This is a genomic window from Streptomyces aureoversilis (assembly GCF_042657885.1).
GTDB classification, from domain to species: Bacteria; Actinomycetota; Actinomycetes; order Streptomycetales; family Streptomycetaceae; genus Streptomyces; species Streptomyces aureoversilis.
This window is the reverse complement of record NZ_JBHSKJ010000006.1, coordinates 382,903-396,993: the sequence shown is the minus strand read 5'-3', so window position 1 is coordinate 396,993 and position 14,091 is coordinate 382,903. Positions and strand designations below refer to the sequence as shown.

Below are 14,091 nucleotides of genomic sequence, written 5' to 3'. Positions count from 1 at the left end.
CTTGATGGGGTAAGGCTCCCAGTAGACGACTGGGTTGATAGGCCAGGTGTGGAAGACCGGTAACGGTTGGAGCTGACTGGTACTAATAGGCCGAGGGCTTGTCCTCAGTTGCTCGCGTCCACTGTGTAGGTTCTGAAGTAACGACCTGTGTCATTGCCGGGTTGGTTAACTTCATAGTGTTTCGGTGGTCATAGCGTTAGGGAAACGCCCGGTTACATTCCGAACCCGGAAGCTAAGCCTTTCAGCGCCGATGGTACTGCATGGGGGACCGTGTGGGAGAGTAGGACGCCGCCGAACAATTTTTGAGAAAAAGCCCTGGTGGGTTACCACCGGGGCTTTTTCGTATTTCCGGGCAGAATCACCGCAGGCTCACCTGGATCCACTCGCATTCACTTGCATTCAACCGGATCCACTTTTACGCCAAGCGGTCCAGGATCTCCCTCTCCACCGTCCCCAGCAGCGGCTCACCCCTCACCCACCGCCCGGCCTCCTCCACCGCGTACGTCCCCAGCCGCCTCCCCTCATTTCCCTGAGCGCCGGCGATATGGGGCGTCACCAGCACATTCGGCAGCCGGAGCAGTGCGTGCCCCGGTTCCAGCGGCTCCGGGTCCGTGACGTCGAGCCAGGCGCTCAACCGCCCCGACCTGCATTCGCGTTCCAGGCCCTCGGTGTCGACGATCGATCCCCGTGCCGTGTTGATGACCGTGCCGCCGTCCGGGATGAGGGCCAGGTGTTCCGCGTCCAGCAAGCGGTACGTGTCCGGTGTCCCGGGAGCGTGGACCGTCACGATGCCGACGGCGCGGCAGAGGTCGGCCAGGCGGTCCACCCGCTCCGCACCCAGCCCTGCGGCTTCCTCGTCCGTCACATAGGGGTCGTAGAGCAGCACCCGGTAACCGGCCGTGGAAGCCCGTAGGCCGGCGATCACCCGTCGGCCGATACGGGAAGCGCCGAGGACGCCGATGGTCCGGCCGTCGGCGCCCTGCCGGTCGCGGAAGGCCGGCCAGCGGCCGCCGTCGGCGTACGCGGCGGCGGCCGGCAAGGCTCCCTTCGCCGCGAGCCCGATGGCCGCCAGGGTGAAGTCGGCGACCGGCCCCGCATTGGCCTCCGCCGCCGAGGAGACGACGAGCCGCCGTTCCCACACCGCCTCGGTCACCAGTGGCTTTACTGAGCCCGCCGCGTGGATGACGGCCTTCAGCTGCGGTGCAGCGTCGAGGACGGCCTTCGTCAGCGGAGGGCACCCCCACCCCGTGACGAGGACGTCCACGCCGTCCAGCACGGCCTGGCAGGAGAGGAGCCCGAGCCCATCGCGTACCGGAATTACCCGGACCTCACGTCCCGTCAATTCGCCCAGCCACTTCTGCAGATCGGGCGGCATGACGACCGGTAGTTCGTCCGCCCCCATGACCACCGCGACCCCGGCCGTCCCACCCGCCCGTTCATCCGTCATGCGCACCCCTCTGCCCGTCCGTCAGAGAGCGAAAACACATTGCTCGTGCCGTCCGTCCGGGGCGACGATCAAAGGATGGAGCACATCATCAGGCCTGTGCAGGCGGGCGATTGGGAGAAGTCCAAGGAACTGCGGCTGACGGCCCTCCTGGACCCCGTGGCGCCCATCGCTTTTCTCGACACCTACGACAAGGCCGTCGAACAGCCCGACAGTTATTGGCAGGAGCGGGCGCGGGCGAGTTCCGAGGCGTGCCGCGTCATCACGTTCGTGGCGGAGGCGCCCGACGGTACCTGGGACGGTACGGTCACCGTCCTCGTCGAGGACCCGGAGGCGGAGGAAGGTGCCGTCTTCGGCGGGGCTCCGTCCGTGCCGCAGACGCACATCGTCGGGGTCTTCGTCCGGCCCGAGCGGCGCGGGGCCGGCCTCATCCAGGCCCTCTTCGACGCCGCCGTCGAGTGGTCCTGGACCCTGCCCCGGCCGCGCGTCGAGCGCATACGTCTCTTCGTCCACGAGGACAACGCCCGTGCCATGGCGGTCTACCGCAAGGCCGGCTTCGAGCCCACCGGCACGACCATCCCCATGCAGGGCAACCCCGAGGCCAAGGAGTACGAGCTCGCGCTCGTTCGTCCCGCCGCTTGATGAAGTCCTGCACCGGCCTGCGCTCCCGCCTCCGTACGCGCCTCCGCACCCGCACCCGCACCCGTATTCGTATCCGTAGCCCGTGGGCCGTGGACGCCCTGATCGCGGCCGTGGTCCAGGCCGCCGTGACCATCCCCTTCGTCGTGCCCCGCTCGGCGGACGTGCCGCCCGCCACCTGGGCGTTCTACGGGATGACCACGTTGTCCGTGCTGCCGCTCCTGTGGCGCAGCCGGGCTCCCCTGGCGTGCCTGCTGGCGATCACCGTGGCCGGGTTCGCCTATCTGCCCATGGACGGGCCCGGGCAGCCGATGCCGTACAGCCCGCTGGTGGCCATCTTCACGGTGGCCGCCCAGGCGGGGGTGCGGCAGCGGCGGGTGACGGTCGGGATCGGGCTGCCGGTCGTGGCCGTCGCGGTGGCCCTGCGGACCAACACGGCCCGCGAGTACCTCTTCGCCTTCTTCCTCTTTTCCATGGTGTACGCGCTCGGCGTGCTGGCACGTACCCGGCAGGCGTACACGGAGGCCGTCGAGGCGCGCGCCGCGGAGCTGGAGCGGGCGCGGGTCGTGGAGGCCGAGCGGGCTGCCGAGCGGGAACGGGCGCGGATCGCCCGGGAGATGCACGACATCCTGTCGCACGCCGTCAGCCTGATGGTGGTGCAGGCGGAGGCCGGGCCTCTGGTCGTACGGTCGGATCCCGACCGGGCGGAGGCGGCGTTCGACGCGATCGCCGGGGCCGGGCGGGACGCGATGGTGCAGCTGCGGCGCATGCTCGGCGTGCTGAAGGAGGAGCCGGGGGAGCCGAGAGGCCTGGGGGAGTTGGCTCCGCAGCCCACGCTGGACGGTCTCGACGCCCTGGTGGGGGAGGTCCGGCGGGCGGGGTTGTCCGTGGTCCTGCTGACGGAAGGGCAGCCGCAGCCGCTCGCCGCCGACGCGCAGGTCACCGTCTACCGCGTGGTGCAGGAGGCGCTGACGAACGTCCTCAAGCACTCCGACGCGCGCTCGGTGTCCGTACGCCTCGCCTGGAAGCAGGGACAGGGGCAGGAGCAGGGAAACGGGCACGGGCAGGGGCAGGGGCAGGGGCAGCAGGGCGATCGGCAGTGGCGGCTGGCCGTCACCGTGACGGACGACGGTACGGGCGTCCTCAAGCCGGGTGGTGCCGGCAGCGGGAGGGGCCTGATCGGCATCCGGGAGCGGGCCGCCGCGCACGGCGGGACCGCCTCGGCCGGGCCCGGTCCGGACGGCCGCGGCTTCCGTGTTTGCCTGGAACTGCCCGTCGTGATCTCCTCGCCTGCGGAGGTGGGGGTGGCGTGACGATCCGTGTGGTGGTGGCGGACGACCAGGAGCTGGTGCGCAGCGGGTTCGCGATGATCCTGTCCGCCCAGCCGGACATCGAGGTCGTGGCGGAGGCCGGGGACGGGGCCGAGGCCGTGGCGGCCGTGCGGCGGCACGCGCCCGACGTCGTCCTCCTCGACATCCGCATGCCGCGCATGGACGGCATCGAGGCGGCCCGCACGATCTGCGCGGAGACCGGCTGCCGGGCCGTCATGCTCACCACCTTCGACCAGGACGACTACGTCTACGAGGCGTTGCACGCGGGGGCCAGCGGGTTCCTGCTCAAGGACGTGCGGCGCGACGACCTCGTGCACGCGGTGCGGGTCGTCGTCGCCGGCGACTCCTTGCTCGCGCCGTCCGTGGCCCGCCGCCTGGTCGCGGACTTCACGAGCCGCGGGCAGGCCGCCACGGCCGGTCCGGAACTGGGGGCGCTGACCGCGCGTGAGCGCGAGACGCTGGTCCTCCTCGGGCGCGGGCTGTCGAACGCGGAGATCGCGGCGGAACTGGTGGTCAGCGAGCACACGGTGAAGACCCACGTCAGCAACGTGCTGTCGAAGCTCGGGCTGCGGGACCGGATCCAGGCGGTGATCTGCGCGTACGAGAGCGGTCTGATCGCTCCGGGCGGCTGACCGCGCGCCGCGCACGGTCCGCCGCCGTTTCCGTGTCCGTTTCCGCTGCCCGTCCCCTTCCTTTCCCTCGTGCGCTCCCTCGCGCGACGGAGGCGGACAGCACCGAATACCCCTCGCTCCGGCGATCCGCCGGCCTGCGCCGCTCACGAGGATGGACTCCGTCGTAGAGATCCACAGCTGCAGCCCGGCTGCAGCGGTTCAGCAGTCCTCAGGGGGAAACCACCGTGCGCCGTACCCGGATCGCCGTCCTCGCCGCGACCGTCGTCGCCCTGGGGGTGACCGCGGCGGGGACCGCCGCGGCAGGCCCCACCGGCGACGCCCGTGACGCCCGTGACACCAATGCCACAGCTGCCCACGCCGCCGCGCTCGCCAAGGCCGCGGCGCTCCGGAAGGCGATCGACGGACTGCCGGCCGCCGACGCCACCGCCGCGCAGGTCCGCTACAAGGGCGAGGACCTGCGCTGGAGCGGGGCCGCGGGCCGGGCCGACCTGCGTACGCACCGGCCGGTCAAGGGCGACGAGCGCTTCCGCGCGGGCAGCATCACCAAGACGTTCACGGCGGCCGTCGCCCTCCAGCTCGTCCACGAGAAGAAGCTGGACCTCGACGGCACGGTGCAGCACTACCTGCCCGGCCTGCTGCCCGCCCACTACCCGGACGTCAAGGTCCGGCATCTGCTGGACTACACGAGCGGCCTGCCGGGCGGGGACACCCGCGAGGCGCCGAAGAGCCCCGGCTGGGACAAGGGCCGCCACACCACCTGGGACCACCGCGCGCTCGTCCAAGCGGGCTTCGGCAAGCCCATGGAGTTCACCCCCGGCACCCGGCAGCACTACTCCAACATCGGCTACAACGTGCTGGGGCTGCTGATCGAGAAGGTCACGGGCCGGACGTACGAGCAGGAGCTGCGGGCGCGCGTGATCGACCGCGTCGGGCTCAAGGACACCTACAGCCCCGGGGCGGACCCCCGTATCAAGGGCCGTCACACGCACGGCTACGAGGCGATCAAGGCCTCCGGCGGCGGGACCCGGCTCGTCGACACGACCGAGTGGGACCAGTCCGAGACGTGGGCCTCCGGCGACCTCATCACGACGACGGCCGACCTGGAGCGCTTCACCGCCGCCCTCTTCGCCGGGCGCGTCGTGCCGCAGCAGGAGCTGAAGCTGATGTTCACCGTGCCCGAGGTGCCCGCGTACGGGAGCTCGAGGCCGGCCGCGTACTCCAGCGGCCTCACGCGCATCCAGCTCGTCAAGAACGGCCCGGTCTACTGGGGCAAGTCCGGGAGCCGTTACGGGTACCTCAGCGGCTTCGGGGCCACGCAGGACGGGACGCGGTCGCTGGTCTACTCGGTGAACTCCACCGACGCGAAGGGGGACGCCGCGACGGCTCCGGACTCGCGCATCGGCCGGATCATCATGGCGGGCCTCGGCGAGCCCTCGGCCTAGTCCGTGCCGCGGGCTTCGCCCGCTCCCCTCGCATCGCCGCTCGGCACCGGATCCGTACTGCTCACTCTGTGATCAGCCTGCCTCGTACGACCACCGAGGCGATCCTGCGGACGGCCGTGATGTCGCGCAGCGGGTCCGCGTCCAGGACGACGAGGTCTGCAGCCTTGCCCGGCTCGACCGTGCCGGTCTCGTCCGCGAGGCCCAGCGCCCGCGCGGGCCCGGCCGTGGCTGCCCTGAGCGCCTCCGCGGCGCCGAGGCCCGCCCCGGCCAGCTGCTCCATCTCCTCGTGGAGGCCGTCCGCGTGCGTACTGCCGGCGAGGACGGGAACGCCGCGGCGATGCAGCTCCGCGACCAGGTGCAGGCGGTGGGCGCGGATCCCCCGGAGGTACGGGGTGCCGGTTTTCCGGTCCTCTCCCCGGTCTTCTTCCCGGTCCCCTTCCTGGTCCTCCAGGGACCGGTGTGCGGCGAGGGACGGGGCGACCCAGGTGGCGTTCGCGGCCAGGCGGTCGAAGAGGCGGTCCGCGCGATCGGGGTAGTAGGACCGTACGGCCGTCCACTCCAGGCGCCGGATCTGCCGGAGCCAGTCGCGGTACCGGCCGGGGCGGGCGTCGATGCGTGCGAGGCCGTGCCGGATCTCCTCGTCCCGGGTGGAGGTGGCCAGCAGGAGCGCGTAGAGGTGCTCGACGATCCGGTGCCCGGCATCGGACGCCTCCGCGAGCGGCACCGCGTCCGGGCAGTGACCTCCGTACGGGATCCGGCGGATACGGGCTTCCTCGGCCAGGGCGTGATACGCCGTCCGCGACAACCGCGGGTGCACGCCCACGAACGCCGCGCCGCCGGCCGCGGCCCTGCGCACGGCCCGGCGGGCCGCCGCCCCGTCGCGCGCTTCGACGGATCCCGGCCACAGGGCGGGCGAGCCGTCGACGGGCGGGCTGCCGGGTCCGGCGACGGTCGTCACCCCGGACAGCTGTGCCGCAGACCCTTCTGACAGGCCGTCCGCTCCGGCGCCGCCGCCGGACACGTGCACCGCGATCAGGCCCGGGATGACGTACTTGCCGCGGAGGTCCACCACGCGGGCGTCCGGGGGCTCCGGGACATCGGCGGTCCGGCCGACCGCCGCGATGCGGCCGTCGCGGACGAGGACCGTCATGCCGGGGCGGGGCGGCTGGGCGCCGGGGGCTGCGATCAGCGTCGCGTGAGTGAGGGCGAGGGGCCGTGCCGGGCCGCCGTGCGGTGCCTCCGCGCGGGCTTGCTGCTGCTCCGTGCCGCCGAGGGCGAGCGCACTGCCGAATGCGGCCGTACCGCCGAATGCGGCCACGCCGCCGAGGAACCGGCGCCTGCCGGGGGCCCACGCCCCTGCGCCCTCCCGTTCCTCCGGCATCCGTCCGCCTCCCGGCTAGCCGACGAGGGCGCGGTGCGGCCACCGGGCCCTGGCCTGTTCCTCGGAGCGCATGAGCGCGAACGTGGGCAGACCCTGGGCCGTGCCCTCCGCGACGAGATCCGGGAGGGCGGGCGCGGGCGCCACGGCGGCCACGTCATCCAGCACCAGGGTCAGTGGTGGGTCGAGCCGACCGGCAGATGACCGTCCGGCCATGCCCCGGCCGCGCTCGACCACGCTTGAGACGAGTGCGGTCAGCAGGGGCATCGCACCCGGGCGGGTGCGGGGATCCTCAATCGCCTCACCCACCACGTACAGGGTTCCCCCCTCGGTGACAAATGATTCCCAAGCCAGGGAATCGGCCCGATTTGGATTGCAGGCATCGCGGACGTGGACGGACGACAGTGCGCCGAGCGCACGTGCAGTCAGCTCCTGTGCGACTTCGCGCCGCTCGGGGTGCCCGGTCAGCGCCGACTCCAGCTCGCCTGCCGCGCCGCCCGCCGCCTTGACGTGCGTCCGCAGGATCCGCACGGGCTCGTGCGCCGCCGTGCCCTGCGCCCAGCGCAGCACCTGGCGGAACGGCCGGCCGTCCACGGCGGCGGCGTGCAGCCAGCAGCGCAGCAGCGTCTCCGCGGTGTCCGCGGTGGCCGAGTCGAGTGCGCTGAGCGGACGTACGGGCGCGAGCAGGGCGGCCGCGCGGGCGGCGGCGGTCTCCCGGGCCGTGCAGCCCGCGACGGGGGACCAGCGGAGGCGGTCCGGGGTGTCGAGGAGGTGGCTCGGGTCGAAGACGTGTACGGGGCCGAGCTTGGCGCGGGCGTCCTTCGTACCGGACCACAGCCCGGGGTCGCCGGTGGTGACCAGGACGGGCCCTGCGGCCTCCAGTACGGCCCGTGCGGCGATGTCGCCGCGGTCGGCGCCGTAGAAGACGCCGGGGGCGAGGGGGCCGGAGACGAGCGGGCTGGAGGTGAGCGGGCCGGAGGCGAGGGAGCCGGCCGCAGGTGCGCCGATCGGGCCCGCGGGCCGGGGCGAGCGTGGGGCGGGCACGGCGGCGGGAGCAGGGGAGGGGGCGGGAGTGGGAACGGGGGAGGGGAGGCCGGAGCCCGTTGAGCGATCCATTGAGCGATCCGCTGGGTGGTCCGCTGAGTGATTCGTTGCGCGCTCCGTTGCGCGCTCCACTCCGCTGCCCGGTTCGGTGGCGGGAACCGGAATCGGAGCCGGTCCGGGTGCCGTTGCTGCCGCCGGACCAGCTGCCTGCTCCATCGCCGAACCGGCCATCGGCTCAGTCGCCGAGCCGGCCGCCCGGTCACCCGCCCGGTCGGCCGCCGAGCCCGAGGCCGCACCGGCCGCCGCGCCCGACGCCGAACGAGGACTCTCCACCAGGGCCAAGGCGTCCGCCCGCCGTCGCGCCCGTACCGCCTTCCACCGCGCGACCGTCCCCACGACGAAGACGCCGAGGACGACGAGCACGAGGAGTTCGCCGATCAGGAGGCCCCAGAAGAGGCCGTAGCCGGAGAGGCTGTCCGCCGGGGTGTCCGGCCAGGCGGCGGGGAGGTCGCGCGGCTGTGTCACCAGGTGCCGCAGGGCCAGGGGCGTACGGGTGAGGGTGACCGCCTCCGGCCAGGAGCCGTGGGCGAAGAGGGCTGCCAGGCCCGTCGTCGCCCACACCAGCAGCGTCATGCCCAGCAGCAGCCCGATGACCGCCATCAGCAGCCCGTCCGGGATGCCGCGTTCCGGTCGTCTTTCGCTCATGGATCCTGCCCCCGCCCCAGCTTCCCGCTTCCGCCCCTGCTGCTCCCGCTCCCGCTGCCGTCCCGCCCCTGACCTCGCCCCCGCCCTCGCCTCAGGCCACCGTCGACTCGGACGACGCGGACGAGGAGCCGTACGGCCCGCCCGCCGACTCCGCCTCCAGGGCCGCTGCCGCGCGCTCGGCGGCCGCGGCCTCCGCCGCGAGCTCGCGCGCGAAGTCGCCGTCCTCGGTCATGGCCCGGTCGGTGTAGACGAGCGGGCGTTCGACGTCGGTGACGAGGTGCTTGACGACCTGGACGTTGCCGTTGACGTCCCAGACGGCGATGCCCGGGGTGAGCGTGGGGATGATCTCGACGGCCCAGCGGGGCAGGCCGAGCACCCGGCCCGTGGCGCGGGCCTCGTCGGCCTTCTGGGCGTAGATGGTGCGTGTGGAGGCCATCTTCAGGATCGCCGCGGCCTCGCGGGCGGCCGCGCCGTCGACGACGTCGGACAAGTGGTGGACCACCGCCACGAACGACAGGCCGAGCCGGCGGCCGAACTTCAGCAGCCGCTGGAAGAGCTGGGCCACGAACGGCGAGTTGATGATGTGCCAGGCCTCCTCGACCAGGAAGATCCGTTTCTTCCGGTCGGGCCTGATCCAGGTGTGCTCCAGCCAGACGCCCACGATCGCCATCAGGATGGGCATGGCGATGGAGTTGCGGTCGATGTGGGAGAGGTCGAAGACGATCAGCGGGGCGTCGAGGTCGATGCCGGCCGTCGTCGGCCCGTCGAACATGCCCCGCAGGTCACCGTCGACCAGCCGGTCCAGCACCAGGGCGACGTCCAGGCCCCAGGCGCGCACGTCGTCTATGTCGACGTTCATCGTCTCCGCGGACTCGGCCTCCGGGTGCCGCAGCTGCTCCACGATGTCGGTCAGCACCGGCTGCCGGTCGAGGATCGTCTCGTTGACGTGGGCGTGGGCGACCTTGAGGGCGAAGCCGGAGCGCTCGTCGAGCCCGCGGCCCATCGCGACCTCGATGATCGTGCGCAGCAGGGCGAGCTGCCCGGTCGTGGTGATCGACGGGTCGAGCGGGTTGAGCCGGATGCCGCCTTCGCGGGCCGCCATCGGGTCCAGCCGGACGGGCGTTATCCCCAGCTCCTGGGCGATCAGGTTCCACTCGCCGACGCCGTCCTCGCCCTGGGCGTCCAGGACGACGACCTGCCGGTCGCGGAAGCGCAGCTGGCGCAGGACGTAGGTCTTCTCCAGCGCCGACTTGCCGTTGCCGGACTCGCCGAGGACGAGCCAGTGCGGCGCGGGCAGCTGCTGGCCGTAGAGCTGGAAAGGGTCGTAGATGTAGCCCTTGCCGGAGTAGACCTCGCGTCCGATGACCACGCCGGAGTCGCCGAGGCCGGGGGCGGCGGTCGGCAGGTAGACGGCCTGCGCCTGGCCGGTGGAGGTCCGTACGGGCAGCCGCGTGGTCTCCACCTTCCCGAAGAGGAAGCTGGTGAACGCGTCGGTCAGTGAGGCGAGCGGGTCGAGCACGGCACTGCCCCTATCGTCGGATGCCGGTCGCGAACGGCAGGGTGTTGACGAAGGCCCGGTGGTGCTCGCGGTCGCACCACTCCAGCTTCAGGTAGCTCTTGCCGGCCGAGGCTCTTATGGTCCGCTTGTCGCGCGCGAGCGCCTCCGGCGAGCGCGACGACACCGTGATGTACCCGACGAGGTTGACGCCGGCCGCGCCGCTGGCGAGGTCCTCGCCGCGCTGGTCGACGCGGGAGTGGTGGGCGACGTCGCGCGGGTCGACGACGCGGTTCATCTTGGCGGCGCGGGAGGCGTCGGCGTCGTCGTTGGTCTTCTCCGTCAGCATGCGCTCGATGGCGACGTCGGTCGGCTCCAGGTCCATGCAGACCGCGACCGTGCGGATCACGTCCGGGGTGTGGACGAGCAGGGGCGCCAGGAAGTTGACGCCCACCGGCGTCATGGGCCACTCCTTCACCCATGCGGTGGAATGACACCAGGGTGCGCGCGTTGACGACTCGCGGGTCTTGGCCTGGAGGTAGGTGGGCTCCATGGCGTCCAGCTCGGCGGGCCAGGCGTTGCGCTGGGTCATGGCCTGGATGTGGTCGATGGGGTGGTCCGGGTCGTACATGGAGTGCACGAGCGACGACAGCCGGCTCTGCCCGAGGGGCTGGCGCACCCGGATGTCGGCCTCGGCGAGCCGGGCGCAGATGTCCGTCAGCTCGCGTGCCATGACCACCGCGAGGCCGCCGTCGCGGTCCAGGCGCCGCTTGCCGCCGTCGTGGCGGGAGGCGCGCGCGATGGCGTTGGCCTCGGCGGCCAGCTCACGGGTGTAGTGCATGCAGGCGACGAGGTAGGCGCGGTGCTGCTCGGAGGAGGTCGACACCATCGACTGCAGCTGGTCGTAGGAGTCCTTGAGCCACTTCGGGGAGTTGACGTCGCCGCGGCGCTCGACGTCCTTGGCGTGGGCGTCCGGGTCGGCGGGGAGGGTGCGGGCGAGCATCTGGATGCGCGTCACGTAGCCGTCGCCGTTGGCCACGTGCTTGAGGAGCGTGCCGAACCGGTCGACCAGCGCCTCCTGGTCCTCGGAGTCGCGCAGGCCCACGCCGGGGCCCTCGATCTCGATCGCCGCGGTGACCGTGCGCCGGTCGGCGTGCAGCAGCACCGCGATCTCGTCGGGGCCGAAGGGCGCCGCGAGCCAGTTGATCCGCCCGATGCCCGGGGGCGGGCCGACCTCGACCTCGCGCCCGTCCATGCGCGTGCCCGCTTCGATGGCGGCGGACCGGTAGGCGGTGCCGCGGCGCAGGGTGCGCTTGAACGAGCGGTTGATTTCGAACCATTTGTAGAACGTGCGGCCCTTGTACGGGACGTACACGGCGGCCAGCGCCAGCATCGGGAACCCGGTGAGCGTGACGATCCGTAGCGGCAGGACGGGCACCAGCAGGCCGCACATCATGCCGAGGAACGCCCCGGCGATGATCAGTGCGATCTCCCCGGTCTCCCGGTTCTTGCCGACGACCGCGTTGGGACGCGCGCGGCCGATCAGATACGTACGGCGGGCCGCGACCGGCTGGGACTGGGCCTGGATCGTCAACTCCGCTCACCTCCTGGCGTATTGCTGCGGTTCTGCGCACGCGGCGCGCGGGCGGCGGAATTGCTGCTTCCGTTGCCCCTGTTGTCGCCGGTGCGGGCGGGGGGCCGGGTGCTGTGGGCGGCGACGCCGCCCGCCACGGAGTCGGCCGGCCGGGGCTGGTGGCCGTTGCCGCCCGAGCCGCGGGCGCTGTGGGTCGTGATGCCCTGCTTGACCAGGGCGGCGGGCGAGGAGATCACGGCGGCGGCCTGCCGGGACGCCGCGTCCTTGCTCGCGCTGCGGGTGCTGACGATCTCGTCGCCGAAGCCGGGCACGAAGCGGTAGATCATCGCACTGGCGAAGATGGCCAGGATGATGATCGCGAGGCCTGAGACCACGGCCGAGAAGGAGTTCGGCCCCTTGTCGGAGGACAGGGCTCCGGCCAGGCCCAGCACGACCACGACGATCGGCTTCACCAGGATCACCGCGATCATGATGCCCGCCCAGCGGCGGACGTGGCCCCACATGTTCTTGTCGACGAGCCCCGCGTAGACGGCGGTGCCCAGCAGCGCGCCCACGTAGAGCAGGGCGGCGCGGATCACGAGCTCCAGCCAGAGGACGCCTGCGGCGAGCACCGACACCAAGGACACCACGATCAGCATGATCGGGCCGCCGCCGATGCCCTCGCCCTTCTTCAGGGCGTCCGCGAACGTGCCGAAGAAGGCGTCGTTGTTCGCGTTCGTGCCGGTGGCGATGACCTCCGTGACGCCGTCGGTGGCGGACACGAGCGTGTAGAGGATGAGCGGGGTGAACGCCGACGCCAGCACGGTGAGCCAGAGGAAGCCGACGGCTTCTGTGAACGCCTCCGTGAAGGGCACGCCGCGCACGGCACGCTTGGCCACGGCCAGCAGCCAGAGGACGAGCGTGAGCACGGTGGAGGCGGCGAAGACCACGGCGTACTGCCGCAGGAAGGTGGCGTTGGTGAAGTCCACGTTCCCGGTGGCCTCGACGGCGCCGGACAGCTTCCGGATGATCCAGGAGGCGGCGTCGGCACAGCCCTTCGCGAGGGAGGCGAGGGGGTCGAGGGCGGTTTGGGGGTCGGGGGCGGACGGGGACGAACCCTTGCTGTCCTTGCCCTGGCAGATGTTCTTGGCCTGGCCCACGATGAGGTCGCAGGGATCGCTGCCGCCCTGGCTGGGGCTCGACGAGGGGGCCGGGGTCGACGGCGGGGCCGACGGCGGGGTTGACGGCGGAGGCGTGGGGTCTGCGGCTGCCCGCGAAGCCAGCGCGGTCACTGCCACCTGGACGGACACCACTGCCGCTGTCAGGGAGAGGCCGCGGCGACGGCTACCTGGCATAAGTGAACCCTCCGTACCCGTTGACCGCGTTGGTGATCTCGTCGGCGCTCGAAGCGCGGATGTCGCCGCTGACCGGCGCGGGTCCCTGCTTCTGGTCGGACGAGGCGAGCTTCCAGTCGCCGTTCGTCCAGCGGAGCTTCTGGATGATGGTGAACCAGGTCTGGGCGACCGGCTTGGTCGAGCCCTCCCCGGCGAGACCGACCAGGCCCGTGCACCAGACCTCGACGGCGGCCTCGGATTCACTGAAGGCGGTGGTCTTCGTGCCGACGGGGACCGTGCGGGAGACGAACGTCTGGCCCTTCGGGGTGGAGCCGTCCGGGTTGAGGCCGAGGTTCTTGAAGAAGTCGGCGGTGTAGGCCTTGTCCAGCTTGCCCTGGAGGTCACGAGCGGTCTCGGGCGTGTGGATCGCATCCACGATCGCGTGCCGTGACTCCTCCTTGAACATCCCGTCCCCCCCGAGCGCCACCGCGAAGTTCGCCGCCGCCGACTGCGCCCCCTGCTCCGTGCGGGCAAACCCGGAGGCGATCCCCCCGTTCTTGCCGCCCACCGGCTTGACCCCCGACGGAGCCGTCGCCTCCGCGCTGACCTTGTCCCCGCTCTTCTCCGCCTCGTCCGAGTCGGACCCGCCGCCTCTGTTGGCGAAGGCGATGGCCGCGATGAGCAGGACCACGACGCCCACGACCGTGATCATGTTCCGGCTGGAGAACCCCGCGCGGCCGCCGCGGCCCCCGCCGCGGCCCCGGCGCGGGCCGTACGGATCGCCCTCGCCCTCCGGCAGCCGGGTGCGGGTCAGGCCGTGGTCCTCGTCGTCGTAACCGTCCTCGCCGAGACTCATTGCGCGCACGTCCCCTCATACGTCGTCGCCGCAGTGGCACCCGCATATGACGGTAGCGGCGGGAGGGGAATCCCGGGGGAGGGGGACGAAGGGGTGTGAGGGGGCATCAGGTGGCAGCCTCGGGTGCGGGGGGAATCGGGGACGAGAGGGTCTGCGCGGGGACGATGCGCGAGGGGGCAGGTGGCAGGGGGCGGGCCCCGGCCGGGAAGGGGGTGCCG

General features: G+C 72.2%; 11 protein-coding genes and 2 rRNA genes. 6 read left to right on the top strand and 7 right to left on the bottom strand.

Annotated features, from left to right (window positions below; translation table 11 throughout):
* A 23S ribosomal RNA gene (locus ACFPP6_RS13855) occupies positions 1-106 on the top strand; the annotation flags it as partial.
* Between the two features lie 74 nt (positions 107-180).
* Positions 181-297, top strand: a 5S ribosomal RNA gene (gene rrf / locus ACFPP6_RS13850).
* Positions 298-415: 118 nt separating this feature from the next.
* Here rrf and ACFPP6_RS13845 read toward each other — a convergent pair.
* Positions 416-1,447, bottom strand: a complete 1,032-nt coding sequence (locus ACFPP6_RS13845; RefSeq protein ID WP_382040976.1) for a hydroxyacid dehydrogenase — start codon at positions 1,445-1,447, stop codon at positions 416-418.
* A gap of 75 nt (positions 1,448-1,522) precedes the next feature.
* Here ACFPP6_RS13845 and ACFPP6_RS13840 point away from each other — a divergent pair, with 75 nt between their 5' ends.
* The 4 genes from ACFPP6_RS13840 to ACFPP6_RS13825 all read left to right on the top strand — a co-directional run bounded on the left by ACFPP6_RS13840 (position 1,523) and on the right by ACFPP6_RS13825 (position 5,488).
* The gene (locus ACFPP6_RS13840) at positions 1,523-2,086 is read left to right on the top strand and encodes a GNAT family N-acetyltransferase (protein WP_382040973.1); all 564 of its coding nucleotides are present in this window, start codon (positions 1,523-1,525) and stop codon (positions 2,084-2,086) included.
* Entirely contained in the window at positions 2,086-3,396 is a 1,311-nt protein-coding gene (locus tag ACFPP6_RS13835; protein WP_382040971.1) for a sensor histidine kinase, read from the top strand. The genes ACFPP6_RS13840 and ACFPP6_RS13835 overlap by 1 nt, the downstream gene beginning before the upstream one ends.
* Positions 3,393-4,046 carry a response regulator gene (locus ACFPP6_RS13830; RefSeq protein WP_382040969.1) on the top strand — a complete coding sequence of 218 codons (654 nt, stop codon included), beginning with the start codon at positions 3,393-3,395 and terminating at the stop codon, positions 4,044-4,046. The genes ACFPP6_RS13835 and ACFPP6_RS13830 overlap by 4 nt, the downstream gene beginning before the upstream one ends.
* 224 nt (positions 4,047-4,270) lie before the next feature.
* Positions 4,271-5,488 carry a serine hydrolase domain-containing protein gene (locus tag ACFPP6_RS13825; protein ID WP_382040966.1) on the top strand — a complete coding sequence of 406 codons (1,218 nt, stop codon included), beginning with the start codon at positions 4,271-4,273 and terminating at the stop codon, positions 5,486-5,488.
* 61 nt (positions 5,489-5,549) lie between these two features.
* Here the strand turns inward: ACFPP6_RS13825 and ACFPP6_RS13820 are convergent, their stop codons facing one another.
* The 6 genes from ACFPP6_RS13820 to ACFPP6_RS13795 form a co-directional block, all read right to left on the bottom strand.
* The gene (locus ACFPP6_RS13820) at positions 5,550-6,869 is read right to left on the bottom strand and encodes an amidohydrolase family protein (protein WP_382040963.1); all 1,320 of its coding nucleotides are present in this window, start codon (positions 6,867-6,869) and stop codon (positions 5,550-5,552) included.
* Positions 6,870-6,884: 15 nt separating this feature from the next.
* Positions 6,885-8,615, bottom strand: a complete 1,731-nt coding sequence (locus ACFPP6_RS13815) for a type VI secretion protein (protein ID WP_382040961.1) — start codon at positions 8,613-8,615, stop codon at positions 6,885-6,887.
* Between the two features lie 91 nt (positions 8,616-8,706).
* A complete protein-coding gene (locus ACFPP6_RS13810; RefSeq protein ID WP_256789769.1) occupies positions 8,707-10,134 on the bottom strand; it encodes an ATP-binding protein in 1,428 nt (475 codons plus the stop codon).
* 10 nt (positions 10,135-10,144) lie between these two features.
* Positions 10,145-11,698, bottom strand: coding sequence for an SCO6880 family protein (locus tag ACFPP6_RS13805; protein ID WP_382041042.1), 1,554 nt, complete (start codon positions 11,696-11,698; stop codon positions 10,145-10,147).
* Between the two features lie 2 nt (positions 11,699-11,700).
* The gene (locus tag ACFPP6_RS13800) at positions 11,701-13,038 is read right to left on the bottom strand and encodes a hypothetical protein (RefSeq protein WP_382040958.1); all 1,338 of its coding nucleotides are present in this window, start codon (positions 13,036-13,038) and stop codon (positions 11,701-11,703) included.
* Entirely contained in the window at positions 13,028-13,873 is an 846-nt protein-coding gene (locus tag ACFPP6_RS13795; RefSeq protein WP_382041039.1) for a DUF8175 domain-containg protein, read from the bottom strand. Before ACFPP6_RS13795 ends, ACFPP6_RS13800 begins: the two co-directional genes overlap by 11 nt.
* Positions 13,874-14,091 lie beyond the last annotated feature (218 nt).